The following is a 24655-nucleotide window of genomic DNA, read 5'->3' as shown; positions in this document are numbered from 1 at the left end:
CACCCGATCCGCCGCCCCACCGCCCCGGCCGCTGGCACGGGCGGTCCGCATCGGCACCCGCTCGGTACGCTGGCGCGGCCGGAGCGTGACCGTCGGGCTGGTGGCCGCCGCCCTGAGCGTCGTCCTCGGGGTGCTCGCCATCGGTGGCGGCGACTATCCGATGAGCACCGCCGACGTGCTGCGCACGCTGACCGGCGGCGGCAGCGTCGCCGAGAACTTCATCGTCGGCGAACTGCGGCTGCCCCGGTTGGTGACCGCGCTCGGTGTCGGGGCCGCCCTGGCGCTGTCCGGCGCGATCCTCCAGTCGCTGGTCCGCAACCCGTTGGGCAGCCCCGACGTGCTCGGCGTCACCCAGGGCGCGTCGACCGGCGCGCTGATCGTGGTGGTGGCCGGTGGCGGCACCCTGCTGCTGTCCGGCGCGGCGCTGCTCGGCGGCCTCGCCACCGGCCTGCTGCTGTGGACGGTGGCCGGCCGGCACGGCGTGCACGGCTACCGGCTGGTGCTGGTCGGTATCGGCACCACGGCGATCCTCACCGGCGTCAACGGGTGGCTGCTCACCCGTGCCCCGCTGATGGACGCGGCGCGCGCCGTGCTCTGGCTCACCGGCAGCCTCGACGGGCGGGACTGGGCGCAGGCCGTCCCGCTGCTCGGCCTGCTGGCGCTGCTGACGCCGGTGGTGGCCGGCACCGCCCGCGCGCTGTCCCTGATCGAGCTGGGCGACGACACCGCCACCGCGCTCGGCGTGCCGGTGTCGCTGGTGCGGCAACTGCTGCTCGGCGCGGCGGTGCTGCTCGCCGCCGGGGCGGCGGCCGCCGCCGGGCCGGTGTCCTTCGTGGCCCTGGTCGCGCCGCACCTGGCCCGCCGGCTCACCCGGGCACCCGGGCCGAACCTGGCCGCCGCAACCGCCACCGGGGCGGTGCTGCTGCTCACCGCCGACCTGGCCGCCCAGCGGACCATCGAGGGCCACCAACTCCCCGTCGGGGTGGTCACCGGGCTGATCGGCGGGGCATACCTGGTGTGGCTGCTCGCCACGCGCCGTCGCGCGGCACGGATCTGAGGAGGACGCGGTGACGAGTCGACTCGGCGGGGTCGGGATGACCCTGGCCTACGAACGGCGGGTGGTGGCCCGGGATCTCACGGTGGCCGTGCCCGACCGGTCGTTCACGGTGGTGATCGGCCCCAACGCCTGCGGCAAGTCCACCCTGCTGCGGGCCCTGGCGCGGACGCTGCGGCCGACCGCCGGCACCGTGCTGCTCGACGGCCGGGACATCCACACGATGCGGTCCCGGGAGGTGGCCCGCACCCTCGGCCTGCTGCCGCAGTCGTCGGTCGCGCCGGAGGGCATCACCGTGGCCGACCTGGTCGCCCGGGGCCGCTACCCGCACCAGGGACTGCTGCGGCAGTGGTCGGCCGAGGACGAGCGGGTGGTGGCCGAGTCGATGGCCGCCACCGGCGTCACCGAGCTGGCCGCACGGCCCGTCGACGAACTCTCCGGCGGGCAGCGGCAGCGGGTCTGGATCGCGATGGCACTGGCCCAGCAGACCTCCCTGCTGCTGCTCGACGAACCCACCACCTACCTGGACGTCGCGCACCAGATCGAGGTGCTCGACCTGTGCGCCCGGCTGCACGAGGAGCAGGGCCGCACCCTGGTCGCGGTGCTGCACGACCTGCACCACGCCGCCCGCTGGGCCACCCACCTGATCGCCATGCGCGACGGTCGGGTGGTGGCCCAGGGCGACCCGCGCGAGGTGGTCACCGCCGCCCTCGTCGAGGAGGTGTTCGGGCTGCCCTGCCGGATCGTCGAGGACCCGGAGACGGGCACCCCGCTGGTCGTGCCCCGGGCCCGGCGCGGGCGTCAGTCCGGGCCGGTCAGCGCCGGGTAGTCGGCGGCGGTCAGCGGCCCGGTCGACAGCGAGCCGTCGGCGCGGGGCACCTCCAGCGGCCGGCCGCGCAGCAGGAACGACACCCCGGCGACGTCGGAGCGGCTGTCCAGGGTGCAGACGATCTGACCGTAGGCGAGCACCTCGTCGCTGCGACCGGACTCCTCCCCCGGCGGCTCCACCTCCACCTGGGCCCGCCCGTCGACCAGCCGGACGCCGAGCACGTGCACCGCGCCGGGCAGGGCGGTACCGAGGCCGACCGCCCGTTCGGCCCGGGTGGGGCCTTCCAGCAGGCGGCGCAGGTGCCCGTCCACCCCGCCGGCCGCGTCGACCTGCCGGACCGTACGCACCAGTTGACCGCCACGGACCAGGCAGAACGCCTGCTCCACCCGGCCCGGGGCACTGCTCGCGGCCGGGGCGGCGGGCGGACCGAACGGCGGTTGGACCGCCCGGGGCCGCTCATCGGCCGGCACCCCGCAGCCGGCCAGCAGCAGTGCCACCAGCAGTGTCGACGCCACCCGGCGGGTCACGGTCGGCTCCCCGGCAGCTCCACCCGGAAGCGGGCGCCGCCGCCGGGCCGGTCGGACACGCCGGCCCGTCCACCGTGGGCGGCGGCGTGCTGGGCGACCAGCGCCAGGCCCAGGCCGGTCCCGTCGCCGCCGGCCCGGTCGTGCGCGGCCCGCCCCCGGACGAACCGGTCGAAGACCACCTCCCGGTCGGCCACCGGCACCCCCGGGCCGGCGTCGTCGACCTCGACCACCCCCGTGCCGTCGGAGAGCCACAGCCGCACCGCGACCGGGCCGCCGCCGTAGCGCACCGCGTTGTCCAACAGGTTGACCAGCAACTGCTCCAGCCGTCGGGGGTCGACCGACCAGCGTCCCGGCGCGGGCGGGCCGGCCTCCACCAGCGACCCGGGCAGGCCCCGCCCCCGGCACACGTCCCGGGCCAGCGCCACCACGTCGACCTCCTCCCGCTGCGCCGGCCGGTCGCTGCGGGCCAACTCGATCAGGTCGTTGACCAACTGCTGGAACCGGGTGATCTCCTCGCTGACCAGGCCGGCGGCCATGGCCGTCCGGTCGTCCAACCGGTCCCGCCTACGGGACAGCACGCTCGCCGCCGCCGACAGCGTCTGCAACGGCGAGCGCAGCTCGTGGGCGACGTCGGCGGCGAACCGCCGGTCCCGCTCGATACGGACCGCCACCTGGTCGGCCATCCGGTTGAACGAGGTGGACAGCCGGGCCAGGTCCGGGTCGGTGCCGGGGGCGAGCCGGGCCGTCACGTCCCCCGCCGCGATCTTCTCGGCCGCGTCGGCCACCGCCGTCAACGGCCGCAGCCCGTGCCGGGTGGCGTACCAGCCCAGTGCCGCGCCGGAGCCGGCCACGGTGACCGCCACCACGGTCAACGCCAGGGCCAGCACCTGGAAGGTCTGCTCCAGCTCCCGCAGCGAGGTGATCTCGTAGTAGCCGGTCGAGTCGGCCAGCGGCACCCCGACCAGCAGCGCCGGCTGCCCGTCGACCCGGACCCGCTGCACCGCCGGTTCACCGCCGGCGACCATCGCCATCAGCCCAGCCGGCACCGCGCCCGAGGGGCCCTCGTCGGCGGTGCGGGCGTACCAGCGGCCGTCGCGGTGCACCAGGGCCCGGCGGCTACCCCCGGTGTCCAGGGTGCGCAGCACCTCGTAGACGTCCGGGGTGTCGGTGTCCAGGCCGGCCCGGACCACCGCCGCGTCGAAGTACGCCGCCCGCAACGCCGTTCGCTCCCGCTCGTCGAGCAGCGAGCGGCGCACCAGCTCGTACGAGATCAGCGCCATCAGCGCCGACAGCAGCAGCGCCCCGATCGCGAACGCGGCGGTGACCCGGGCCCGCAGGCCGAGCCGCCTCATCGTTGCAGCTTGTAGCCGAGGCCCCGCAGGGTGACCAGGTGCCGGGGGTTCGCCGGATCGGCCTCGATCTTCTGCCGCAACCGGCCCACGTGCACGTCGACCAGCCGCTCGTCGCCCGTCTCGTAGCCCCACACCCGGCTGAGCAGCTGCTGGCGGGACAGCACCCGGCCGGCGTGCTCGGCCAGCTCGCAGAGCAACCGGAACTCGGTGCGGGTCACCGGCACCGGCCGCCCCGACCGGCGCACCTCACCGGCCTCCGGACTGATCTCCAACGCGCCGAAGACCAGCACCGGAACCGCCGCCGACGGTGCGACGGCGGTCCGCCCCCGGCGGCGCAGCGCCCGCAGCCGGGCCGAGAGTTCCTTGATGGCGACCGGCTTGACCAGGTAGTCGTCCGCGCCCGCCTCCAACGCGGCGACGATGTCGTGGGTGTCGTCGCGGGCGCTGACCACCACGATCGGCACGTCGTCGTCGCGGCGCAACTGCCTGATGCACTCGAAACCGTCCAGACCGGGCAGCATCAGGTCGACCAGGACGTAGTCGGCGGTGTCCTGCCGCTGCGCCCGCAACCCCTCCTCGGCCGTGGCCGCCCCGCGCGCCAGGTAGCCCTCGTCCTCCAGGGCCAGCAGCAGCGCCAGACGGATCCGGTCGTCGTCCTCGATCACCAGTACGCCCGCCATCGGGAAATCGTGCCCGGTGGGCGGCGACGATGACGAACCGGGCACGGCGAACGCGGGATTTGTCACGCAACTGACATACGTCCGCGCGGCGGTCGCCAACCTCACCCCGGAGGCTGGGGCCGGACAGCGAGCGTGGAAGGAGGCCGAGTCGTGGGAGCGTCCCGCCCGGAGTGCACCGTACCGCTGGTGGAGGTGTGCGTCACCGACGACCTGGACCTGGCCTCGCTGGCCCGGTCCCGGCAGGTCTTCGACCGGCTCGTCGCGCTGCGCCCGGCCCACGTGGTGGTGGACCTGTCCGAGTGCCGGCATCTCGACGCCGCCGCGATCGGGTTGCTGCTCGACGTGCACCGCGAGCTGGCCCGCCACGGAGGCGTGCTGACCCTGCGGGACCCGAGCGCCCGGGCGTTGCGCGTGCTGAGCGCCGCCCGGGTGTCCCGGGTGCTGCCGATGGTCACCACCCCACGGGCCCTGCGGGTGGACGGCGGGCAGGTCCCGTCCGCCGCCCACCGGCAGCCCGCCCGGGAGCTGGTCCGGGAGCACAGCCGGTGAGCGTGCCCGGGATCGTCGCCGCCGTCCTCGTCGGGCTCGTCATCGGCGCGTTGGGACGGCTCGTCGGCGGCGGCCGTACGCAGGTCCCGCTCTGGCTCACCCTGGCCGTCGGCCTGGTCGCCGCGCTGCTCGGCACCATCGTCAGCCGGCTGGTCGGCATCGACAGCGACGGTTTCACGCTACGGCAGCTGATCGTGCAGGTCGGCCTGGCCGGGGTCGCCGTGGCACTGGTCGTCGGCACCGCCGGCGGCCGGACCGAGCCCTGACCCACCGGAACCGGTCGTGGTCCGGTGCGCGGGGTCTCCGGTCGACCACCGCGCGCCGGGCCACGACCACCGGAGAGCCACGGCCGTCCTCGAGGAGGAGATCCGATGACCGTCGTACCGGACGAACCGCTGATGACGCTGATCTGTGACAGCTGCGGGGCGGTGGCGAGCGGCCCGGCCTGCGTCCTGCCCGACGCCGAGGTGGTCTGGACGTTCGTCGCCGAGCAGGGCTGGACCGGGTCGCCGTTCGCCACCGGGCCGCACCGTTGCCCCCGCTGCGAACTGGCCCCCGAGCCGGATCCGGCGCCCACGCGTGCCCCGCGCCGCGCCGACCCGCTCGGCGTGCTGGGCGTCGAGCACCTCGACGAGGTCGCGGTCGTCACCGCCGCCGGTGACCTGGACCTCGCCACCGGTGACGTCCTGCACGGCGCGCTGGCGGAGGCCGTCGGGGCCGACCGGCACGTGGTGGTGGACCTGGCCCGGGTGCACCTGATCGACTCCACCGCGCTCGGGGAGCTGGTCCGGGCCCGGCAGGACGCCCGCCAGCGGGACCGGCAACTCAGCCTCGCCGGGCCGTCCCGGTTCGTCCGTACCGTGCTGCACACCATGCGGCTGGACCGGGTGTTCCCGGTCTTCGACACCCGCCGGGCGGCGGTGGACTGGTCCCGGTCCGCCGCGACCGGGCAGCCCCGGGAGAGGAGCACGGCATGGTGATGCCGTGGCCGCTGCCCGACGACAGCTGGTTCCGTCCCGAACCCGACCCGCCCGGCCCACCCGGGGAGGACGTCCGGCTGGCCGCCGAGGTGGCGTACCGGATCGTCGGTGGGGTCGGCCTGCGGGCCCGGCGGATCACCGTCACCGTGCAGAACCGGGTGGCGATCCTCGGCGGGATCGCCCCCGACGTCGACGCCCGGCAGCTCGCCGGCCAGGTCGCCTGGCAGGTGCCCGGCGTGGTCGACGTGTGCAACGCGGTCAGGGTGGCCGCGAAACGCTGACCGTCCGGCGGCACCGGACGGCCGGCGCGGGACCTCAGCGCGGCGCGGCGACGTGGGCGGGTGGCTGCGGGCCGAACGCGGCGAGAAAGCGGTCGCGGAAGGTGTCCATCGGCCACACCGGGGCGTCCGGTCCGGGGCGCAGCCCCTCGTGCCAGCCCCAGCCGGAGACCCGGGCCAGCACCGCCGGGTCGCGGGCGAGCACGGTGATCGGCACGTCCCGGCTCGCGTTCGGGCCGGTGACCAGCGGGGACGGCTGGTGGTCACCGAGGAAGACCAGCACCGTGTCGTCGTCGCCGTACGTCTCGACGTAGGAGATCAGGCTGTTCAGCGAGTACTCGACGGCCCGCCGGTAGCCGGTGCGCACCTCGGTGGTGCTGCGCCCCACCACGTCCTTCGGGTTGAACGCCACCGACGTCGGCCGGCGGTAGATCGAGCCGTCCCCGACGTGCTCCCAGTCGAGCATCCGGGGGATCGCCGCCCACGGGGAGTGGCTGGAGACCAGCGGGATCTGCGCCATGACCGGGGCGTGGCCGGGGGTCCGCTCCCGACGCTGGAAGGCCGCCAGGGTGTACTGGTCGGGCATCGGGGCGTAGCTGAACTGCGGGCCCCGGTAGTCCAGCCCCGCCGCGTCGTGGTAGCGGTCGTAGCCGAAGAACGCCCCCTCCGGCCAGGGTGAGGTGGCCGCCGGCATCACCCCGACGGTCTGCCAGCCGGCCCGCTGGAACGCCTTGTTGAGGGTCAGCCGGTCGCTGGCCAGCAGGCTGTCGTGCCGCTGCTGGTTGTCGATCCACAGCCCGGACAGCAGCGTGTCGTGGGCCAGCCAGCTCCCCCCGCCGAAGGTGGGCGAGGTGAGGAAGCCGCTACGGGCGGTGAACCCGGCGGCGGCCAGTCGCTTCGTGCCCCCGTCGAGCACCGCGCCGACGCTGCCGGCGAACTCCGGGTCCTCGACGGCGTCGCGGCCGTAGCTCTCCACGAAGGCCAGCACCACGTCCTTGCCGCGCAGCGCGGTGAGCAGCTGGTCGCCCGGGGTGTCCCGGTAGGGGTCCCGGGCCACCTGGTCGGCGAACTCCCGCCGGTCGCGCAGGCCCGCACCGGCCTGGCCGACGTGCTGCCCGACCAGGGTCGCCGTGCCGGAGTCGGCGACCGGCACCCCGAGCGTCGCGGCGGCCACCCAGACGGCGGTCAGGCCGGCCACCACCCGGACGGCGGTGCGACGGTGCCCGGTCGTCAGCCGGGTCAGCCGAAGCACCGACCGGGTGGTGAGCACCAGCAGGGCGAGCACCAGGGCGACCAGGGCGACGGCGGCGGCGACCGCACCGCCGGTGCCCACCGAGTCGGTGACGAAGGCGTAGCCGTCGTCCAGCAGCACCCAGTCGAGGACCAGGTCGAACGGGCGGGCGAAGTTGGCCGACATGCCCAGGTCGAGCACCTTGACGACGGCCACCAGCCCCAGCGCCACCCCGACCGCCACCGCGACCGGTCGCCGGGCCCGGCCGGGCAGCGCCAGCAGCAGGGCGGCGGCGACCAGCGCCTCCACCGGCACCCGCAGGAACGCCATCGGGGTGAGCTGGTCGAACCGGCCCGGCGCGGTCAGCACCGCCAGGACCAGCAGTCCGGCCAGCACGGTGGTCACCCGCCCGGCGACGGTACGCCACCGTCCCCGGCCCGTCCGGTCCGTGGGCGACGGATCGGCGGCGTCCGGACCGGCCGCCCCGGACGGCTCGACGGCACCGGAAGGCCCGTCGGGTCCGGCGGGCCCGACCTCCTCGGCTGCCGTGCTCGGGCGACGCAGGCGTGACAACAACGACACTCCGGATGGTCCTTCCTGGGGAGGGTCCCGGCGCGCGGCCGGGTCGGCGGGTGCGGCTCAGACCGGCTGGTGGGCGACGAACTGCCGGTCGGTGACCGGGTCGGCCCGGGGCCGCACCGACGATACGGACGGCAGCGCCACGACCGCCGGCACCAGCGGCGCCGACGTGGCGGTCGTCGGGGCGACCGCCCGGGCGGGCCGGAACGACCGGTGCCACCACAGCCAGCCGACGTCGTGGCCGAACGACTCGACCAGCAGCGCCAACGCCACCGCGGCCAGCACGGCGGTCACCGGCCGGGCCAGCACGTCGGCGGCGACGACGAGCAGCAGCACCCCCTGGGTGGCGGCGACCACCTTGCGCCAGAAGCGCGGCGGCAGGGTCCCCCGCATCCAGGGCAGCAGCCAGCCGGCGGCGACGAAGGCGTACCGCAGGCCGCCGATGGCCAGCACCCACGGCCCCACCACCGGCGCCACCTGGACGCTGAGCACCAGGATGAGGAACGCGTCGACCTCCATGTCGAAACGCGCGCCGAGCGTGCTGGCGGTGCCGGTGCGCCGGGCCACCCAGCCGTCCACCGCGTCCAGGGCCAGCGCCACCGCCGTCATCGGCACCAGCACCGAAAGCGGGGTCGGGCCGGAGAACCCGGTGACGACCAGGGCGGTCACCCCGCCGACCAGCACCCCCCGGGTCAGCGTCACCCGGTCGGCCGGCCCGAGCCGGTCGACACCCCGGCGGCGCAGGCCGCGCTGCAACGCGACGCAGGTGACCACGCCGTACCCGAGGCCGGCCAGCCAGCCGGCGACGTCGAGCCCGACGGTCGCGGCCAGCCCGGCCAGCAGGACGCTCTGTGCGGTCAGGCCGAGCACCGGACCGGTTCGAACCCTGGACACCCTGCCTCCGTGTTTATGATCGACGACCTCGGCAGTGGGTACGCAGGACGCGGCCGTTTCGTTCGGTTCCGCCGGCAGAAGAGGAGAAAACCCGCGTGATCCACGATGCCCGGGCCTTCTGGCTCCGCTCCCCCGGCGTCGGTGAGCTGCGGCCGGTGACCCTGCCCACGCCCGGCCCCGACGAGGTGCTGGTGCGCAGCCGCTACTCCGGGGTGAGCCGCGGCACCGAGACCCTGGTGTTCACCGGCAGTGTGCCACCGGGCCAGTACACGGCGATGCGCGCCCCGTTCCAGGAGGGCGACTTCCCCGCCCCGGTCAAGTACGGCTACCTCAGCGTCGGGGTGGTCGAGGCCGGGCCGGCGGCGCTGCGCGGACGGACGGTGTTCTGCCTGCACCCGCACCAGAGCGCGTACGTGGTGCCGGCGTCGGCGGTGACCCCGGTGCCGGACGACGTGCCGGCGGCCCGTGCGGTGCTCGCCGGCACGGTGGAGACGGCGGTCAACGCGCTGTGGGACGCCGCGCCGCTGGTCGGTGACCGGGTCAGCGTGGTCGGCGGCGGGATGGTCGGGTGCAGCGTGGCGGCCCTGCTTGCCCGCTTCCCGGGGGTGCGGGTGGAGCTGGTCGACGCCGATCCGGCGCGGGCGGCGGTCGCCGCGGCGCTGGGGGTCGACTTCGCCCCGCCGCAGGCGGCGACCGGGGGCCGGGACCTGGTGGTGCACGCCAGCGCCACCGCCGCCGGGTTGCAGCGCAGCCTGGACCTGCTCGCCCCGGAGGGCACGGTGGTCGAGTTGAGCTGGTACGGCGACCGGCCGGTGGAGCTGTCGCTGGGCGGGGCGTTCCACGCCGGCCGGTTGACGGTGCGCAGCAGCCAGGTCGGCACGGTCTCCCCGGCGCGGGCGTCCCGGCGGACCTTCGCCGACCGGCTGACGCTCGCCCTGGAACTGCTCGCCGACCCGGTGTTCGACGCGCTGCTGACCGGGCGGTCCCGCTTCGCGGAGCTGCCCGCCGTGCTCGCCCGGCTGGCCTCGGGGGACCTCCCCGCGCTGTGCCATCTGATCACCTACGACGAGGAGACGCCGTGTTCAGCGTGACCGTACGGGACCACATCATGATCGCCCACAGCTTCCGGGGGGAGGTGTTCGGGCCGGCGCAGAAGCTGCACGGGGCGACCTTCGTCGTCGACGCCACCTTCCGCCGCACCGAACTCGACGACGACGGCATCGTGGTGGACATCGGCCGGGCGACCGACGAGCTGAAGGCGGTGCTGGCCGACCTGACGTACCGCAACCTCGACGACGAGCCGGCGTTCGCCGGGCAGAACACCACCACCGAGGTGCTGTGCCGGACCGTCGCCGACCGGCTCGCCGACCGGGTGCACGCCGGTGGGCTGGGCGCGGGCGCCCGGGAACTGGCCGGGATCACGGTCACCCTGCACGAGTCGCACATCGCCTGGGCCAGCTACGAGCGGTCGTTGTAGCCCGTGCGGGCGGTGCACGTCGTCCTGCCCGGCGACATCGACGACCCGGCCACCCCCAGCGGCGGCAACGCGTACGACAGGCGGGTCTGCGCCGGCCTCGTGGCGGCCGGCTGGACGGTGCGCGAGCACGGCGTACCCGGGGACTGGCCGCACCCCGACGACGCGGCGCGGGCGCGGCTGGCCGGGCTGCTCGCGGCCCTGCCGGACGGGGTTGCGGTGCTCTACGACGGGCTGGTCGCCTCGACCGTGCCGGAACTGCTGGCGGCGCAGGCCGGCCGGCTGCGCCAGGTGGTGCTGGTGCACATGCCGCTCGGTGACGACGCCGAGGCCCGTGCCCTGCCGCTGGCCGACGCGCTCGTCACCACCAGTGGCTGGACCCGGGAGCTGCTGCTGGCCCGGCACCGGATCGATCCGGGGCGGGTGACGGTGGCCACCCCGGGGGTCGACCCGGCCGACGTGGCCCCCGGCACGGCTGCCGGCACCGGGCTGCTCTGCGTCGCGGCGGTCACCCCGGTCAAGGGGCACGACGTGCTGGTCGACGCGTTGACCGGGCTGGTCGACCGGCCGTGGACGCTGGACTGCGTGGGCGCGCTGGACCGTGATCCGGCCTTCGTGGCCGGGCTGCGGCAGCGGGTCGGGCGGGACGGGCTGGCCGGGCGGGTGCGCTGGCACGGACCGGTGACCGGGCCGGCACTGGACGCGGCGTACGCGGGGGCGGATCTGCTGGTCCTGCCGTCGCGGGCCGAAACCTACGGGATGGTGGTGGTCGAGGCCCTGGCCCGGGGGATCCCGGTGCTGGGTAGCACGGTCGGCGGGGTGCCGGAGGCGCTGGGCCGGGCCGGCGACGGCGCCGCACCCGGGGTGCTGGTGCCGCCGGGCGACCCGGTGGCGCTGGCCGGCGCCCTGCGCCGCTGGCTGCACTCGGCCGACCTGCGGGACCGGCTGCGCCACGCGGCCCGGGGCCGGCGGGCCGACCTGCCCGGGTGGCCGGCCACCGTGACGATCATCTCCCAGGTGCTGGACGGAGTGAGGACATGACCGCGTACGCCACCGGACCGTTCGCCGACTGGCTGCGGCTGCGGGAACCCGCCGACGCCGACGCCCGCAGCGGGGAGCTGGTCGACCTGCTCCGCGCCCGGCTCACCGGCACCGGGCCGACCGCCGACGCCGGTGGGGTCGGCGGGCCGGCCGCAGTCGCCGGTGCGCCGGCCGTGTCGCCGGCCGGTGAGGGCGGGCCCGGGATGCTGGTGGCCGGCGTCGGGTCGGTCACGTCGCTGCGCGGGGACCGGCCGTGGGTGGTGCACGACCTGGGCAGCGGCACCGGGTCGATGCTGCGCTGGCTGGCTCCGCTGCTGCCCGGCCCGCAGCGCTGGGTGCTGCACGACCGGGACCCGGGGCTGCTGGAGCGGGCGGGCGTGGCGGTGCCGGTGGCCGCCGACGGCAGCCCGGTGCGGGTGCTCACCCGCCAGGGCGACATCACCCGGCTGACCCCAGCCGACCTGGCCGACGCGGACCTGGTCACCGCGTCGGCGCTGCTGGACATGCTCACCGCCGACGAGATCGCCCGGATCGTGGCCGCCTGCGCGGGCGTCGGCTGCCCGAGCCTGTTCGTGCTCTCGGTGGTCGGTCGGGTCCGGTTCGACCCCGCCGATCCGCTCGACGCGGAGGTAGCCGCCGCCTTCGACGCCCACCAGCGGCGTACCGTCGACGGCCGGGTGCTGCTCGGCCCGGACGCCGCCGGGGTGACCGTCGCCGAGTTCGCCCGGCACGGGATGCCGGTGACCGTGCGGTCGACCCCGTGGCGGCTGGGGCCGCGGCAGGCGGAGCTGATCGTGGAGTGGTTCGACGGCTGGCTGGAGGCGGCCGTCGCCCAGCGTCCCGACCTGGCCGACCGGACGGCCGGGTACGCCCGGTGGCGGCGGGCCGAGGCGGCGGCCGGTCGGCTCACCGTCACCGTCGGCCACGACGACCTGCTCGCCGGGGTGGAATGAACCGGTTCCCCGGCCGGTACGTGAGAAGGGACAGGATCTCCGGAGGAGGAACCGCGTGTCATCAGACGCCACCGGCACGTCACCCGCCCGCGCCCGCACGGCCTGGGCCTGGGTGAGCAACCTGGGCGGGGTGGCCCTGGTCGGCGCGCTGCTGTGGTGGCTGGGCACCGGTCCGGCCCTGGCCGGGCTGCGCCGGATCGACGCTCCGGCGGTGCTGGGCGCGCTGGCCCTGGGCGCGCTGGCGGCCCTCGGCTGCGGGTGGCGGTGGCGGCTGGTCGCCGAGGCCCTCGGCATCCGGCTGCCGCTGGGCACGGCGGTGGCCGACTGCTACCGGGCGGTGTTCCTCAACGCGACGCTGCCCGGCGGGGTGCTCGGCGACGTGCACCGGGCGGTGCGGCACGGCCGGGAGGCCGGTGACCTGGGCCGGGCCGTACGCGCGGTGGTCTGGGAACGGACCGCCGGGCAGCTCGTCCAGGTGGTGCTGGCGGTGGCGCTGCTGCTGGCGCTGCCGTCGCCGGTGCGGCCGTACCTGCCGACGGTGACGGTGGTGGCGGTGGCGGTGGGTCTGGTGCTGGTGGTGCTGGTGCGGGCGCTGCCCCGGTCGGGGCCGTCGCGGCGGGCCCGCGCGCTGCGCGCCGCCGTCGCCGACGTGCGGGCCGGGCTGCTGGGCCGGCGGACCGGGCCGGGGGTGCTGCTGACCTCGACGGTGGTGGTCGGCTGCCATCTGGCGACGTTCGTGCTCGCGGCCCGGGTGGCCGGGGTCACTGCGCCGCTGTCGGTGCTGGTGCCGCTGACGCTGCTGGCATTGTTGGCGATGGGCCTGCCCGCCAACATGGCGGGTTTCGGCCCGCGCGAGGGCGTCGCCGCCTGGGCGTTCGGGGCGGCCGGCCTGGGTGCCGCCGAGGGGGTGGCGACCGCCCTGGTGTACGGAGCACTGGTGCTGGTGGCGGCCCTGCCGGGCGCCGCCGTGCTGGTGCTGCGGGGTCGCCCGTCCGCACTGCGCGGACGACCGGGTGACCGTACGGTGGGAAGCCAGGGTGGTTCCTCACCGGTATCCGCTGCCGGGCTCGCCGGCAGCGCCTGACAGAGGAGACACATGTACGACGCACTGCCGGCCGCGACGGTCCGGACACAGGTCACGGTCCCGCTGCGGTTCCCCGACGGGTACGCCACGACGGCCCGGGTCTTCTCCTTCGACGGGCTGGTGGACGGGCGGGAGCACCTGGCGTTCGGGCTGGGCGACTGGGCGGGCGCGCTGCGCCGGCACGCGGCGGGCGGGGCGGCGCCGCTGGTCCGCCCGCACAGCGAGTGCCTCACCGGGGACGTCTTCGGCAGCCAGCGCTGTGACTGCGGCCCGCAGCTGCGCGAGGCGGTGCAACGGATCTCCGACGCCGGGGGTTTCCTGCTCTACCTGCGGCAGGAGGGGCGCGGCATCGGCCTCTACCCGAAGCTGGACGCGTACGCCCTGCAGGACGCCGGGTTGGACACCTACGAGGCGAACGTGGCGCTCGGGCACGACGAGGACGAACGGGACTACCGGGCCGCCGCGCAGATGCTGGCGGTGCTCGGGGTGCCGGAGCTGGTGCTGCTGAGCAGCAACCCGGACAAGGCCGAGCAGTTGACCCGGCTGGGCGTGGCGGTCGCCGAGGTGGTGCCGACCGGGGTGTTCCTCTCCCCTGCCAATGCCGAATACCTGGCGGCGAAGGCCAGCCGGGCCGCCGCCCGGGCCGTCGACCTGCCGTCGTTGAACTGAGATGGGTGTCGTACCGGCCGGGACGGCGGCCACCGCCGTGCCGGCGACAACGTCCACCGCCGTGCCGGCGACAACGTCCACCGCCGTACCGGCGTCGACGGGACGGCCGTACGTGCTGCTGAGCTGCGCCACGTCGATCGACGGCTACATCGACGACGCCACCGGGGAGCGGCTGCTGCTGTCCAACGCCGAGGACATGGAGCGCATCGACGCCGTCCGGGCCGGTTGTGACGCGATCCTGGTCGGCGCGGGCACGATCCGGGCCGACGATCCCCGGCTGGTGGTCCGCTCGGCGCGGCTGCGGGCCGCCCGGCAGGCCGCCGGGTTGCCGCCGTCGCCGGTGAAGGTGACGATGACCGCCCGGGGGCTGCTGGACCCGCAGGCCCGGTTCTTCACCGTGGGGGACGCCGAGAAGGTCGTCTACTGTGCCGGGCCGGCGGTGGACAGGACCACCGGGCTGCTGTCCGGGCTGGCCACCGTGGTCGACGCGGGTGACCCGTTGGACCCGGCCCGGGTGCTGGCCGACCTGGCCGGTCGGGGGGTGCAGCGGTTGATGGTGGAGGGCGGCGCGTCGGTGCACGCCCAGTTCCTCACCGCCGGCCTCGCCGACGAGCTGCACCTGGTGGTCGCCCCGTTCTTCGTCGGCGACCGGCGGGCCCCCCGGTTCGTCGGTGACGGCGCGTTCCCGTGGCATCCGGGCCGGCGGGCCCGGCTCGCCGAGGTACGCCAGATCGGCGACGTGGTGCTGATGCGCTACGCCCTGTCGGAACGCTGCGCCGACGGGGCGCCGGGATGAGCGACAATCGTCCGATGCGGTGCGCAGCATGGCGGGAGATCCTGTCGGCCCAGCTCGACGGGGAGGAGACCGCCGAGGAGCGGGTGGCGGTGCAGGCGCACCTCGACGGCTGCGCGGACTGCCGCGCCTGGCACGGGGTCGCCGCGATGGTGACCCGGCGGGCCCGGACCCGGGTGGTGACGGCGCCCGCGCCCGACCTGACCGAGACGATCCTCGCCGCCGTGCCCCTGCCAACCCCCCGGCGTGGCCTGCGGTGGCCAGGTGGGCTGGTCACCGCGTTGCGGGTGGCGCTGGGCCTGCTCGGCGCGGTCCAGCTCGCCCTCGGCCTGGCCCAGGTGGGTCAGGGCGTCAGCGCCGAGCACCTGCACCCGGCCGGGCAGCACCTGTGGCACGAGTCGGCGGCGTGGAACGTGGCGGTGGGTGCCGGCTTCCTCTTCGTCGCGCTGCGGCGTACCCCGCCGGCCGGGTTGCTGCCGATGCTCAGCGCCTTCGTCGCCACCCTGGTCCTGCTGTCGGTCAACGACCTGGTCACCGCGCAGGTGGCGGTGCCCCGGCTGGTCAGCCACGGGTTCCTGGTCGGCGGCTACCTGATCACGGTGCTGCTGTACCGGCTGGGTCCACGTCCGGCCGGACCGCCACAGGGACGGCGTACCGGCCGGTCCCGGTGGCGGTTGCGGCTCGACGACCTCGACGAGCCCCGCCCGGTCACGGCGCAGCCGTACGGTGCGCAGGCCCGGGACCGTCGGGCGGCCTGAGCCGTACGACCGTAAGCACCTGGCAAGGTTTCCGGCGGGTCGCGGCGGGGGTGCGCGGGACTACGCTGGCCGGCACGAGAGGGAGGTGCCGGTGGCGCAGCGGGTGCTGGTGGTCGACGACGACCGGACGGTCAGCGACGTGGTGTGCCGCTATCTGGAGCACGCCGGCTACCAGGTGGACCACGTCGGGGACGGGGCCGCCGCGCTCGCCGCCGTGGCCGCCGCTCCCCCGCAGCTGGTGGTCCTGGACGTGATGCTGCCGGTGCTCGACGGGTTGGAGGTGTGCCGGCGGCTGCGGCAGCGGCCGGACGGCGTACCCATCGTGATGTTGACCGCACGGGGCGACGAGGCGGACCGGATCCTCGGCCTGCAACTGGGCGCGGACGACTACCTCAGCAAGCCGTTCTCCCCCCGGGAGCTGGTGCTGCGGGTCCGTTCGGTGCTGCGCCGGGCCGGCGGTGAACCGGTCACGGCGGCGGCGCAGGTGCTCGACGACGGCGGGTTGACCGTGGCGACCGGCCCCCGGGTGGCCCGGCTGCACGGGCGGGAGCTGGCCCTGACCCTGCGCGAGTTCGACCTGCTCGCCCACCTGATGCAGCATCCCACCCGGGCGCTGTCCCGCGCCGAGCTGCTGGAACGGGTCTGGGGGTGGCGGTTCGGCGACCAGTCCACGGTGACCGTGCACGTACGCCGGCTGCGGGAGAAGATCGAGGACGATCCGGCCAACCCGCGCCGTATCGTCACGGTCTGGGGGGTCGGCTACCGGTACGAGCCGGCCGATGACTGACCTGGCGCTGATCTTCGGGGCGGCGCTGGCCGCGGCCGGCGGGGTGGGGCTGCTCGGCGCGGGGGTGCTGCGGCTGCTGCGCGGCCGGTCCATCACCGTGCACGTCACGGTGCTGCTGGCGATGACGGTGGGCGCGGTGGTGGCCGGGGTCGCGGTGATCGCCGAGGCGATGTTCCTCTCCCCGCACGACCTGGAGGTGGTGTTGATCACCGTCTCGGCGGCGGCGCTGGTCAGCCTCGCGGTCGGCTGGCTGTTCGCCCGGCGGCTCGCCTCGGCGGCGGTCTGGGCCGACCAGGCGCGGGCCCGGGAGCGGCGGATCGAGAAGGGCCGGCGGGACCTGGTCGCCTGGGTCTCGCACGACCTGCGGACCCCGCTGGCAGGGCTGCGGGCGATGGCCGAGGCGCTGGAGGACCGGGTGGTCGCCGACCCGGACACGGTCGACGAGTACCACCGCCGGATCCGGGTGGAGACCGACCGGATGACCCGGCTGGTCGACGACCTGTTCGAGCTGTCCCGGATCAACGCCGGGGCGCTGCGGCTGTCGCTGTCGGCGGTGCCGCTGGGCGACGTGGTCTCCGACGCACTGGCCGGTGCCGCACCGCTGGCCGCCGCCCGCCGCATCCGGCTGGTGTCCGCCGCCTCCGGATGGCCCACGGTGACCGCCAGCGAACCCGAGCTGAGCCGGGTGGTGGGCAACCTGCTGCTCAACGCGGTGCGGTACACGCCGGCCGACGGCACCGTACAGGTCAACGCCGGGCGCGACGGCGACGTCGCCTGGCTGGCCGTGGCCGACACCTGCGGCGGCATCCCGGAGGCCGACCTGCCCCGGCTGTTCGACGTGGCGTTCCGCGGCGAGCCGGCGCGTACCCCGCACCCGGGCAACGGATCGCCGGCCGGCTCCGGCGGGTTGGGGCTGGCCATCGTGCGCGGGCTGGTCGAGGCACACGGCGGGCGGGTGGACGTGCACAACGTCGCCGAGGGCTGCCGGTTCGTCGTCCGGCTGCCGCTGGCCACCGGCTGAGGGCGTCGCGCGGCCGGCCCGCGGTGGAGCGGTCGGACCGCGCGGGCCGGCGTCCGGCGGGTCAGGCGCCGAACTCTTCGGCGATGTCCATCACGTAGCGGCCGTAGTCGGAGCCGGCCATGGCGGCGCCGAGCCGGTGGCAGGCCGCCGCATCGATGTAACCCATCCGCAGTGCCGTCTCCTCCAGGCAGGCGATCCGGACGCCCTGCCGTTCCTGCATGGTCTGCACGTAGACGCCGGCCTGCAGCAGCGACTCCGGGGTCCCGGCGTCCATCCAGGCGAACCCGCGCCCGAGGTCGACCAGGCGGGCCCGGCCCCGGTCGACGTACACCCGGTTGACGTCGGTGATCTCCAGTTCGCCCCGGTGGGACGGCCGGATGTTCTTGACGATGTCGACGACCTCGTGGTCGTAGAGGTACAGGCCGGTGACGGCCCGGTTGGAGTGCGGCTGGGCGGGCTTCTCCTGGATGTCGAGCAGGGTGCCGTCGGGGCCGGTGACGCCGACGCCGTAGCGCTGCGGGTCGTGGACCGGGTAGCCGAACAGGGTGCAGCCGTCGACCGCCGCGGTCTCCTCGCGCAGCAGCCGGGAGAACGCGGTGCCGTGGAAGATGTTGTCGCCCAGGATCAGCGCGCTGGGGTGGCCGCCGACGTGGTCCGCGCCGATCAGGAACGCCTCGGCTATGCCGCGCGGCTCGGGTTGCGCGGCGTAGGAGAAGGCCAGGCCGAGCCGGGAGCCGTCGCCGAGCAGCAGCCGGAACTGCGGCAGGTCGGCCGGTTTGGCGATGACCAGGATGTCCCGGATGCCGGCCAGCATGAGCACGGACAGCGGGTAGTAGATCATGGGTTTGTCGCCGACGGGCAGGAGCTGCTTGGACACCGGCACCGTCATCGGGTACAGCCGGGTGCCCGACCCTCCCGCCAGGACGATTCCCTTCACGGGCCCTTCCCTCCTCCGACCGTCGACGCCGCCGCGGGCACTCGGGCCGGTTCAGTCGACGCCGTGGCGCTCGGGCCGGTTCAGTCGAGGCCCCGGATCAGGTGCGGCTCGGTGTCCGGCTCGGACCAGTCGCACTGCCCGCGCCGGTTCGCCCGTCCCCAGGCATCCAGGGCGGACGGCGGACGGTCGGTGCCGGCCGACCGGGTGGTACGGGGGCGACCGGGCCCGGGGCGGGCCTCGTCGTCGGCGTCGTCGGTCATCGTGTTCCCCATTCCGGGACGTCTCCCATCGTGACCCCGGCGGTGGGCCGGGCGCACCTTCCTCGTTGCCCAGGTCAACGGTCGAATCGACGTCCGGCGACGGGTGAACCGCCGGGTATCGCTTTTCCGACATCAATCCCCGACCCGGGCGCATCGGGCCATGGCCGCAATCATCACCGGCTAGACGAGGGGTACGCATCCGGAAAAGGCATCTGTTAGCGCCATTCGGATTGTGCGCCGTTGACCATGCATTGAGGGTGCCCTAGCATTGAGGTCAGCTGATTCGACAAAACCGACAAAGCCCTTTTCACGCCATCAAACCACCAGTTGTCGGCACCGCCCCGGGGGACGTCGCGGAGCCGGAACGACGCTGCATCGTCGCAGCCCAGACAGGCGATTCACGTCGTAGGAGACCAGCACCCACCATTACGCTCGCCGGGGGCACGATGGAAGACCACAGCAGCAGGGCGGTCCGGCGGGTCATCGCCGAAATGCACCAGAATCTGGGGAAGCAATTCAGCGTGGACGAAATGGCGCGAACCGCCCTGCTGAGCAAGTACCACTTCTGCCGGGTGTTCCATAGGGTGACCGGAGTGTCACCGGGTCGATTCCTCTCGGCGATCCGATTCCAGCGCGCCAAGCATCTGTTGCTGGCCACCTCGTGGAGCGTCACCGACATCAGTCACCACGTCGGCTACACCAGTGTCGGCACGTTCAGCGCCCGGTTCAGCAGCAGCGTCGGCCTCTCCCCCTCCACCTTCCGCCGGCTCGGCCGCAGCCCGGGGCGGGAGGACCCGTACCGGCTGCCCTGCCCGGTCAGGCCCGACCCGGGCGACGCCACCGGGCCGACGGTGCGCGGGCAGATCCGGACGCTTCCCGGCGAGGCGCCCGACTGGATCTTCGTGGGGCTGTTCCCGGAGCGCATCCAGCAGGGCAGACCGGTCAGCTCCACGGTGCTGCCCGGCCCCGGGCCGTACCTGCTGGGGCCGGTGCCGCCGGGCACCTGGTTCGTCCTGGCCCACGCGGTGCACCGCCGCCGGTCTGCCGCCGGCACCCGCCCGCTGCTGGTCGGGCACCACGGCCCGGTGACGGTCGGTGTGCCGTCCCGGTCGGTCCGGGCCGACCTCACCCTGCGCCCCATGCGCACCTTCGACCCGCCGGTGGTGCACGCCGCCGGTCTGCCGTCACTGCTGCGCACCGGCTGACCGGCGACGGTGCCGGTGCGCCCGGGACGGGCGACCGCCGGTGCGCCGGGGACCGGCACCGGAGCCGGTGCGGCCCGCCCGCGACATCCGTCGGACACGGACGTGGGGCCGCCCCGACGGGACGGCCCCACGTGGTCGCGGACCGGATCAGCGAGCCATTGCCGGCGCCGCCGGACTGACCGGCACCGACCCCCGACGACGCTCGCGGGCGCGGTCGCGCCACCAGATGCCCCACCACATCAGGCCTCGCACGGCACAGACGATGGTGACCGCGAAGAACAGGGTGTAGACCACGTTGAACGCGACCAGCACCCCGTAGACCCCGGCCACGGCGGAGCCGAACATGAACTGGTTGCGGCCCCGCGACGGCGTCGTGCCCGGGTCGGTGATCATGTAGTTGGTGAACAGGACGAAGGCCACCCCGGTCATCGGCACCAACGCCGCCCAGATCGCCACGTCCAGCACCAGCGCGCGGACCACCGCCTGGATGACGAACCCGCCGAGCCAGCCGACGATCAGCAGCACCTTGCGGGTCAGCATGGCGTTGAGCACCGTACCGGCGGTGATGATGACCAGCGGGACCATGATGCTGATCGCGTCCGGCACGTTCTCGGTGAACTGGTAGGGCGGCGCGATGTTGACCCAGGAGAAGGCCAACAGCGTCACCGTGATCCCGAAGTTCGAGGGGTTCATGAAGTGCCGCATCCGGCCGTTGACCGGTGCCCGCAACGCGGTCTTGGCCCCGATCGCGACGACCACCGCGAACGCCACCGGCCAGAACCGGTCGTTGGCGTAGAGCAGCATGTTCGCCGCCAGCGCGGTGATGTGGGTGGGCAGCAGGAAGGTGTACATCCCCCAGACGCCGTTGCCGCTGAACGCGGGTCGCCGCTTGCCGGCCCACGCCGACACCATCTCGATCCCGATCTCGGCGGTGTAGCCCACCAGCAGCGCGAAGAACGGCCAGGTCCACGGCTGCTCGAAACCGAGCAGGGTGTAGCCGATGATGTTGAAGATCGACATCGACATCGCGAAGTTGCGCAGCGCCAGGTAGCGCGGGTCCTTCGCGTCCACCCGGGGGACCGCCGGTCGGGCCGTGGGCGGGGCCGCCGGGTCGACGGACCGGTCTCCGGCCGGGACCGTACGCACCGCGGCGTCGGTCACGTCTTCCTGTCTGACGTCAGTCATCGGGTGATCTCCTGGGCGTCGGTGGTCAGCATCAGATCGTGCCAACCGGAGGTGAGCGAGAGGGTCTGCTTGTGGGTCGCGCCGGTCAGGTCACGCCAGCACACCTCGGCCGAGACCGGACGGTCCCCGGCGGAACCCAGCCCGAAGAAGACGTCGAAGCTGCGCTTGCCGGAGTGGCCGCCGCCGCCGTCGAGCTGGGCGATCTGGGTGAGCCCGTCGGCGGTACGGATCTTGACCTGGGCGCCGTAGGCGGGCGTGAGGGCACCGGCCGTGCCGGCCACCGCCGGCCGGTGCAGGCGCAACCCGAGGAAGTCACCCAGGGACGAGCCGGTGTTGCGGTAGAAGGCCGGCGGGCCCCACTGACGGGCGACCGCGAACTCCTGCGCCCCGTCGGCGTTGGTGTCGGCCACCGCGACACCCCGGGTCGGGATGGGCACGTCGAGGCCGAGTTCGGCGTTGATGTTGACGAAGGTCTTGCCCTGCCGCACCCAGAACGCCAGCTTGTCGTTGCCGGCGATGTCGTCGCCCGGCTCCGCCTTCGGCCACATCGCCGGGTTGCGCAGCATCAGGTCGTTGGACATCGCCAACTCCTGGAGCCAGGCCCACCGGCTGGTGGTGCCCTTGACGAACCCGTCGGCCTGCACCACCTCCAGCGAGCCGTTGTTGTCGAAGTCGGCCATCTTGGCGTCCCAGCCCCAGCCGGTCCAGGCCATGTTCAGCTTGGACGCCTTGTTGTCGTACGGGGCCACCCCGCGGGTGAGCTTGGCCCGCGCCTCCTGCGGGCTGCCGGCGTTGTTCATCCAGACGAAGTTGCTCTCCTCCAGCCCCCAGGAGCTGGTGATGTTGCTGACGAACATGTCGAACCTGCCCCGGTTGTCGAGGTCACCGAAGTCGATCGACATGCCCTTGAACGAGTCCTGACCGAGCACCATCGACTTCGGGGTGAACGCGCCCCGCCGGCCCTGGGTCTGGGCGAACCTGATCCGGCCCGGGGTCGAGACGTTGTGCAGCAGGTGGTCGTGGCCGAAGTCGTTGGCCAGGTACAGCTCGGGCAGCAGGTCGCCGTCGATGTCGGCGGAGCCCGCGCCGAGGGTCCAGCCGGTGGAGACCGGACCGGGAACCGCCTTCTGCTCGACGTACCGGATGGAGGGCTGGTCACCGCCGGTGGCCGCGTCCCACCGCAGCACGTGCGCCCCGCCGGCGTTGCGCGCGTGCGACATGGACGCGTTCATCTGGACGTTCGGCTGCCCGTCCGGGTCGAGCACCTGGGTGTCGGGGAAGTAGTTGAACACCCCGATGTCCGGGCGGCCGTCACCGTCGAAATCCGCCACGGCGACCGCGTTGGTGTTCCACAGCGCGCCCTGGTAGCGGTTGCCCGGACCGGGTTGGGTGGGGATCAGCTCGGTCGGCGCGTAGCTGCCCAGCCGCAGGTCGGTGGCGCTGGCCCGGTGCAGGAACAGCACCGGGGTCCGACCCCAGTAGTAGACCAGCAGGTCGGTGCGTCCGTCGAGGTTGTAGTCGCCGGGCACGCAGCCCATCGGCGCCATGGTGGTGTCGGTGGGCAGCGGCCGGGGATCGAGGACGAAGGGCTGGTAGCGGGCGCCGCTGTCGGGCGCCGGGGTCACCACGGCGGTGTCGCTGCGGGTGTCGACGAGGCACAGGTCGTCGGCCACGCCGTTGCCGTCCAGGTCGTTGAGGGCGATCGCCGCGCCGACCGAGGAGACCCAGGACCTGATGTGCTCGTACTCCGGGTTGACCTCGCGGACCGCACGGGTGACGGGTGCTGGTGGCAGCGCGATGGGTAGTTCGGCGAACTGGAACCGCGCGGCCAGCTCCGACCGCTCGGCCGCGGACGCCTCCGGGCGCTGTGCCACGACGAACAGAATGCTCAGCAGAACGAGCACAAAGGCTGCGGGAGTTGCGCGGCGAAGGAAGCCGGCAGATTGAGACGGCAACAGTCCCCCTACGTTTTCGTGGGCGCGTCGTTCGCCCGTTGACTGGTCACTCGGAAGTGCCATCGAACGGGGCGGAGATACTGATGATTACCACCCTCCGCGGCGGGGTGAATAACCAACCGAAAAGCCGCCCATCAGATGACTGCAGCCCTTTCAGGGGCCACGAACATCGTCAGCCAGAAGCCGAATGGAGTCTTCTCATAGCTTGCTCTCCCACCACCCGGGCGCAGCCGTCGGCACATTGATCACACCATCACAGCGCGTCCGACAGCGGTCGCGATGCGTCAAAGTTCTCTGACTTTGCTCTCCTGAACCCTCACTCATGCAGGCAGGGACCATGGCTATAACTGCTGCTTAATGCCTTTTGCCTGTTTTGTTACCCGCGGAGCCGGGCACGCCCGACCGACCCACCAGATCGGACGAATCCTCTCGCACCACCCCGGTCACCAACCGTCACCCGGCCCGGAAAATGGCCGCACGCTGCACCGATGACACCGGGGGCCGCCCAACGGATAGCGAGGATCTTCACTGGCAAATACGGGCGGGATCGATAGCCCAACTATCCATGTCACCCCCACCGCCGTCCATTGCCGCCTATCTTTGGTCGCGCTAGCATCAACTCGGCCACAACGGCCAGAGGCAATTTCGACGGCCGCATCCGCGTTTATGCATTGATCGAGACTAAAGGCTCCATCAATCAGCCGGCATAGACACCGTACGCACGCAGTCGCCACAACCGTGCCCGGGGATGCCAACGGCCGACGAATCGAGCACCCTGGGGGAGACCGTGGAAGACGTCATTGAACGGGCGGTGGAGCGAGCCATCGTCACGATGCGGGACAACATCGCCGAGCCGATCACCATCGACGACATGGCCCGCGCCGCGATGTTCAGCAAGTTCCACTTCTCAAGGATCTTCCGCCGGGTCACCGGCGTCTCCCCCGGTCGCTTCCTGTCCGCCATCCGCCTCCAGGAGGCCAAGCACCTGCTCGTCTCCACCAGCCTGAACGTCGCCGACATCAGCCTCCGCGTCGGCTACAACAGCGTCGGCACGTTCAGCTCACGGTTCACCCGCAGCGTCGGCATGTCCCCCACCGCCTACCGGCGCTACCGGGGGTTCAGCACACGCATTCCGCAGGACGAGACCCGGGGTGCCTCGGGGGGGCGCACCTCGACCGTGCGGGGCACCGTGGCCGGCCCCGACCAGCAGGATCTCGGTTTCGTCTTCGTCGGGCTCTTCCCCGACCCGCTGCCCGAGGGGCGTCCGGTCCGGTGCGCCGTGCTCAACGGCGCCGGCGCGTTCGAGTTGGAGACGGTGCCGGAGGGCCACTGGTACCTGCTCGTGCAGTCGGTACGCCCGGACGGGTCACCGACCGACGCCCACGACCTGGACCCCGACCACATCTTCGTCGGCTCGCACGGGCCGATCATCGTCCGCCGCGACCAGGCGGTCCCTGCGATCGACATGCACCTCAAGCCGGCCCGTTCCATCGATCCGCCGGTGCTGCTCGCGTTGCTCGACATCCGCCGCATGGCGCTCGACCAGGTCGGCTACCGGGTCGAGGCGGCCTGACCCGGCT

General features: G+C 74.0%; 25 protein-coding genes and 2 pseudogenes. 18 read left to right on the top strand and 9 right to left on the bottom strand.

The window, feature by feature from the left end; genetic code table 11:
* The first annotated feature begins 31 nt into the window (after window positions 1-31).
* Window positions 32-1057: a FecCD family ABC transporter permease gene (locus tag ACN260_RS11990; protein WP_422756689.1), complete on the top strand. Its 1026-nt coding sequence runs from the start codon at window positions 32-34 to the stop codon at window positions 1055-1057.
* 37 nt (window positions 1058-1094) lie between these two features.
* Window positions 1095-1883: an ABC transporter ATP-binding protein gene (locus ACN260_RS11985; RefSeq protein ID WP_420117209.1), complete on the top strand. Its 789-nt coding sequence runs from the start codon at window positions 1095-1097 to the stop codon at window positions 1881-1883.
* On the opposite strand, the gene ACN260_RS11980 is transcribed toward ACN260_RS11985, so the two are convergent.
* The 3 genes from ACN260_RS11980 to ACN260_RS11970 are packed head-to-tail and all read right to left on the bottom strand — an operon-like array spanning window position 1856 to window position 4442.
* A complete protein-coding gene (locus tag ACN260_RS11980) occupies window positions 1856-2410 on the bottom strand; it encodes a GerMN domain-containing protein (protein ID WP_422756036.1) in 555 nt (184 codons plus the stop codon). The two genes, ACN260_RS11985 and ACN260_RS11980, sit on opposite strands and share 28 nt — an antisense overlap.
* The gene (locus ACN260_RS11975) at window positions 2407-3762 is read right to left on the bottom strand and encodes a sensor histidine kinase (protein ID WP_422756035.1); all 1356 of its coding nucleotides are present in this window, start codon (window positions 3760-3762) and stop codon (window positions 2407-2409) included. Before ACN260_RS11975 ends, ACN260_RS11980 begins: the two co-directional genes overlap by 4 nt.
* Complete coding sequence (locus ACN260_RS11970) at window positions 3759-4442, bottom strand: response regulator transcription factor (RefSeq protein WP_422756034.1); 684 nt, start codon at window positions 4440-4442, stop codon at window positions 3759-3761. Before ACN260_RS11970 ends, ACN260_RS11975 begins: the two co-directional genes overlap by 4 nt.
* Window positions 4443-4592: 150 nt before the next feature.
* On the opposite strand from ACN260_RS11970, the gene ACN260_RS11965 reads away from it, so the two are divergent.
* The 4 genes from ACN260_RS11965 (at window position 4593) to ACN260_RS11950 (ending at window position 6252) form a co-directional block, all read left to right on the top strand.
* Window positions 4593-4991: an STAS domain-containing protein gene (locus ACN260_RS11965; RefSeq protein WP_422756033.1), complete on the top strand. Its 399-nt coding sequence runs from the start codon at window positions 4593-4595 to the stop codon at window positions 4989-4991.
* Window positions 4988-5257 (top strand): GlsB/YeaQ/YmgE family stress response membrane protein, encoded by a 270-nt coding sequence (locus ACN260_RS11960; protein ID WP_422756032.1) that lies wholly within the window; start codon window positions 4988-4990, stop codon window positions 5255-5257. The genes ACN260_RS11965 and ACN260_RS11960 overlap by 4 nt, the downstream gene beginning before the upstream one ends.
* Before the next feature lie 105 nt (window positions 5258-5362).
* A complete protein-coding gene (locus ACN260_RS11955; protein WP_422756031.1) occupies window positions 5363-5971 on the top strand; it encodes an STAS domain-containing protein in 609 nt (202 codons plus the stop codon).
* The gene (locus tag ACN260_RS11950; protein ID WP_422756030.1) at window positions 5965-6252 is read left to right on the top strand and encodes a BON domain-containing protein; all 288 of its coding nucleotides are present in this window, start codon (window positions 5965-5967) and stop codon (window positions 6250-6252) included. Before ACN260_RS11955 ends, ACN260_RS11950 begins: the two co-directional genes overlap by 7 nt.
* Window positions 6253-6286: 34 nt before the next feature.
* Here the strand turns inward: ACN260_RS11950 and ACN260_RS11945 are convergent.
* Both ACN260_RS11945 and ACN260_RS11940 read right to left on the bottom strand, forming a co-directional pair.
* Window positions 6287-7936: pseudogene (locus tag ACN260_RS11945) on the bottom strand (sulfatase-like hydrolase/transferase); the annotation flags it as partial.
* A gap of 183 nt (window positions 7937-8119) precedes the next feature.
* Window positions 8120-8953, bottom strand: coding sequence for a CDP-alcohol phosphatidyltransferase family protein (locus ACN260_RS11940; RefSeq protein WP_422756029.1), 834 nt, complete (start codon window positions 8951-8953; stop codon window positions 8120-8122).
* Window positions 8954-9048: 95 nt separating this feature from the next.
* On the opposite strand from ACN260_RS11940, the gene ACN260_RS11935 reads away from it, so the two are divergent.
* The 10 genes and pseudogenes from ACN260_RS11935 (at window position 9049) to ACN260_RS11890 (ending at window position 17533) form a co-directional block, all read left to right on the top strand.
* Window positions 9049-10044 (top strand): zinc-dependent alcohol dehydrogenase, encoded by a 996-nt coding sequence (locus ACN260_RS11935; RefSeq protein WP_422756028.1) that lies wholly within the window; start codon window positions 9049-9051, stop codon window positions 10042-10044.
* Complete coding sequence (locus ACN260_RS11930; protein ID WP_422756027.1) at window positions 10032-10430, top strand: 6-pyruvoyl trahydropterin synthase family protein; 399 nt, start codon at window positions 10032-10034, stop codon at window positions 10428-10430. The genes ACN260_RS11935 and ACN260_RS11930 overlap by 13 nt, the downstream gene beginning before the upstream one ends.
* Before the next feature lie 3 nt (window positions 10431-10433).
* Complete coding sequence (locus ACN260_RS11925) at window positions 10434-11468, top strand: glycosyltransferase family 4 protein (RefSeq protein ID WP_422756026.1); 1035 nt, start codon at window positions 10434-10436, stop codon at window positions 11466-11468.
* Window positions 11465-12421 (top strand): class I SAM-dependent methyltransferase, encoded by a 957-nt coding sequence (locus ACN260_RS11920; RefSeq protein WP_422756025.1) that lies wholly within the window; start codon window positions 11465-11467, stop codon window positions 12419-12421. Before ACN260_RS11925 ends, ACN260_RS11920 begins: the two co-directional genes overlap by 4 nt.
* Window positions 12422-12476: 55 nt before the next feature.
* Window positions 12477-13403, top strand: a pseudogene (locus tag ACN260_RS11915) (lysylphosphatidylglycerol synthase domain-containing protein); the annotation flags it as partial.
* A 114-nt stretch (window positions 13404-13517) separates the two neighbouring features.
* A complete protein-coding gene (locus ACN260_RS11910; RefSeq protein WP_422756024.1) occupies window positions 13518-14174 on the top strand; it encodes a GTP cyclohydrolase II in 657 nt (218 codons plus the stop codon).
* A gap of 1 nt (window position 14175) precedes the next feature.
* Window positions 14176-14970 carry a RibD family protein gene (locus tag ACN260_RS11905; protein ID WP_422756023.1) on the top strand — a complete coding sequence of 265 codons (795 nt, stop codon included), beginning with the start codon at window positions 14176-14178 and terminating at the stop codon, window positions 14968-14970.
* Between the two features lie 14 nt (window positions 14971-14984).
* A complete protein-coding gene (locus tag ACN260_RS11900) occupies window positions 14985-15725 on the top strand; it encodes a zf-HC2 domain-containing protein (RefSeq protein ID WP_422756022.1) in 741 nt (246 codons plus the stop codon).
* Window positions 15726-15816: 91 nt separating this feature from the next.
* A complete protein-coding gene (locus ACN260_RS11895; protein WP_422756021.1) occupies window positions 15817-16512 on the top strand; it encodes a response regulator transcription factor in 696 nt (231 codons plus the stop codon).
* Window positions 16505-17533 (top strand): sensor histidine kinase, encoded by a 1029-nt coding sequence (locus tag ACN260_RS11890; RefSeq protein ID WP_422756020.1) that lies wholly within the window; start codon window positions 16505-16507, stop codon window positions 17531-17533. The genes ACN260_RS11895 and ACN260_RS11890 overlap by 8 nt, the downstream gene beginning before the upstream one ends.
* Before the next feature lie 61 nt (window positions 17534-17594).
* Here the strand turns inward: ACN260_RS11890 and rfbA are convergent, their stop codons facing one another.
* Both rfbA and ACN260_RS11880 read right to left on the bottom strand, forming a co-directional pair.
* A complete protein-coding gene (gene rfbA, locus ACN260_RS11885; RefSeq protein WP_422756019.1) occupies window positions 17595-18470 on the bottom strand; it encodes a glucose-1-phosphate thymidylyltransferase RfbA in 876 nt (291 codons plus the stop codon).
* 80 nt (window positions 18471-18550) lie between these two features.
* The gene (locus ACN260_RS11880; RefSeq protein WP_422756018.1) at window positions 18551-18730 is read right to left on the bottom strand and encodes a hypothetical protein; all 180 of its coding nucleotides are present in this window, start codon (window positions 18728-18730) and stop codon (window positions 18551-18553) included.
* A gap of 530 nt (window positions 18731-19260) precedes the next feature.
* On the opposite strand from ACN260_RS11880, the gene ACN260_RS11875 reads away from it, so the two are divergent.
* Window positions 19261-19935 (top strand): helix-turn-helix transcriptional regulator, encoded by a 675-nt coding sequence (locus ACN260_RS11875; RefSeq protein ID WP_422756017.1) that lies wholly within the window; start codon window positions 19261-19263, stop codon window positions 19933-19935.
* A 147-nt stretch (window positions 19936-20082) separates the two neighbouring features.
* Here the strand turns inward: ACN260_RS11875 and ACN260_RS11870 are convergent, their stop codons facing one another.
* Window positions 20083-21120, bottom strand: coding sequence for an enediyne biosynthesis protein (locus ACN260_RS11870; protein WP_422756016.1), 1038 nt, complete (start codon window positions 21118-21120; stop codon window positions 20083-20085).
* Complete coding sequence (locus tag ACN260_RS11865; protein ID WP_422756015.1) at window positions 21117-23024, bottom strand: CRTAC1 family protein; 1908 nt, start codon at window positions 23022-23024, stop codon at window positions 21117-21119. Before ACN260_RS11865 ends, ACN260_RS11870 begins: the two co-directional genes overlap by 4 nt.
* Window positions 23025-23862: 838 nt before the next feature.
* Here ACN260_RS11865 and ACN260_RS11860 point away from each other — a divergent pair.
* The gene (locus ACN260_RS11860) at window positions 23863-24648 is read left to right on the top strand and encodes a helix-turn-helix domain-containing protein (RefSeq protein ID WP_422756014.1); all 786 of its coding nucleotides are present in this window, start codon (window positions 23863-23865) and stop codon (window positions 24646-24648) included.
* The last annotated feature ends 7 nt before the right edge of the window (window positions 24649-24655 follow it).

The organism is Micromonospora sp. WMMD708, from assembly GCF_049315245.1.
GTDB classification, from domain to species: Bacteria; Actinomycetota; Actinomycetes; order Mycobacteriales; family Micromonosporaceae; genus Micromonospora; species Micromonospora wenchangensis.
This window is presented reverse-complemented; position numbering and strand designations above follow the sequence as displayed.

Excerpts from the sequence above, each read along its gene's own strand:
- ACN260_RS11985 (WP_420117209.1), top strand. The coding sequence starts at position 1,095 with ATGACCCTGGCCTACGAACGGCGGGTGGTGGCCCGGGATCTCACGGTG.
- ACN260_RS11975 (WP_422756035.1), bottom strand. The coding sequence starts at position 3,762 with ATGAGGCGGCTCGGCCTGCGGGCCCGGGTCACCGCCGCGTTCGCGATC.
- ACN260_RS11970 (WP_422756034.1), bottom strand. The coding sequence starts at position 4,442 with ATGGCGGGCGTACTGGTGATCGAGGACGACGACCGGATCCGTCTGGCG.
- ACN260_RS11955 (WP_422756031.1), top strand. The coding sequence starts at position 5,363 with ATGACCGTCGTACCGGACGAACCGCTGATGACGCTGATCTGTGACAGC.
- ACN260_RS11950 (WP_422756030.1), top strand. The coding sequence starts at position 5,965 with ATGGTGATGCCGTGGCCGCTGCCCGACGACAGCTGGTTCCGTCCCGAA.
- ACN260_RS11920 (WP_422756025.1), top strand. The coding sequence starts at position 11,465 with ATGACCGCGTACGCCACCGGACCGTTCGCCGACTGGCTGCGGCTGCGG.
- ACN260_RS11910 (WP_422756024.1), top strand. The coding sequence starts at position 13,518 with ATGTACGACGCACTGCCGGCCGCGACGGTCCGGACACAGGTCACGGTC.
- ACN260_RS11905 (WP_422756023.1), top strand. The coding sequence starts at position 14,176 with ATGGGTGTCGTACCGGCCGGGACGGCGGCCACCGCCGTGCCGGCGACA.
- ACN260_RS11900 (WP_422756022.1), top strand. The coding sequence starts at position 14,985 with ATGCGGTGCGCAGCATGGCGGGAGATCCTGTCGGCCCAGCTCGACGGG.
- ACN260_RS11890 (WP_422756020.1), top strand. The coding sequence starts at position 16,505 with ATGACTGACCTGGCGCTGATCTTCGGGGCGGCGCTGGCCGCGGCCGGC.
- ACN260_RS11880 (WP_422756018.1), bottom strand. The coding sequence starts at position 18,730 with ATGACCGACGACGCCGACGACGAGGCCCGCCCCGGGCCCGGTCGCCCC.
- ACN260_RS11875 (WP_422756017.1), top strand. The coding sequence starts at position 19,261 with ATGGCGCGAACCGCCCTGCTGAGCAAGTACCACTTCTGCCGGGTGTTC.
- ACN260_RS11870 (WP_422756016.1), bottom strand. The coding sequence starts at position 21,120 with ATGACTGACGTCAGACAGGAAGACGTGACCGACGCCGCGGTGCGTACG.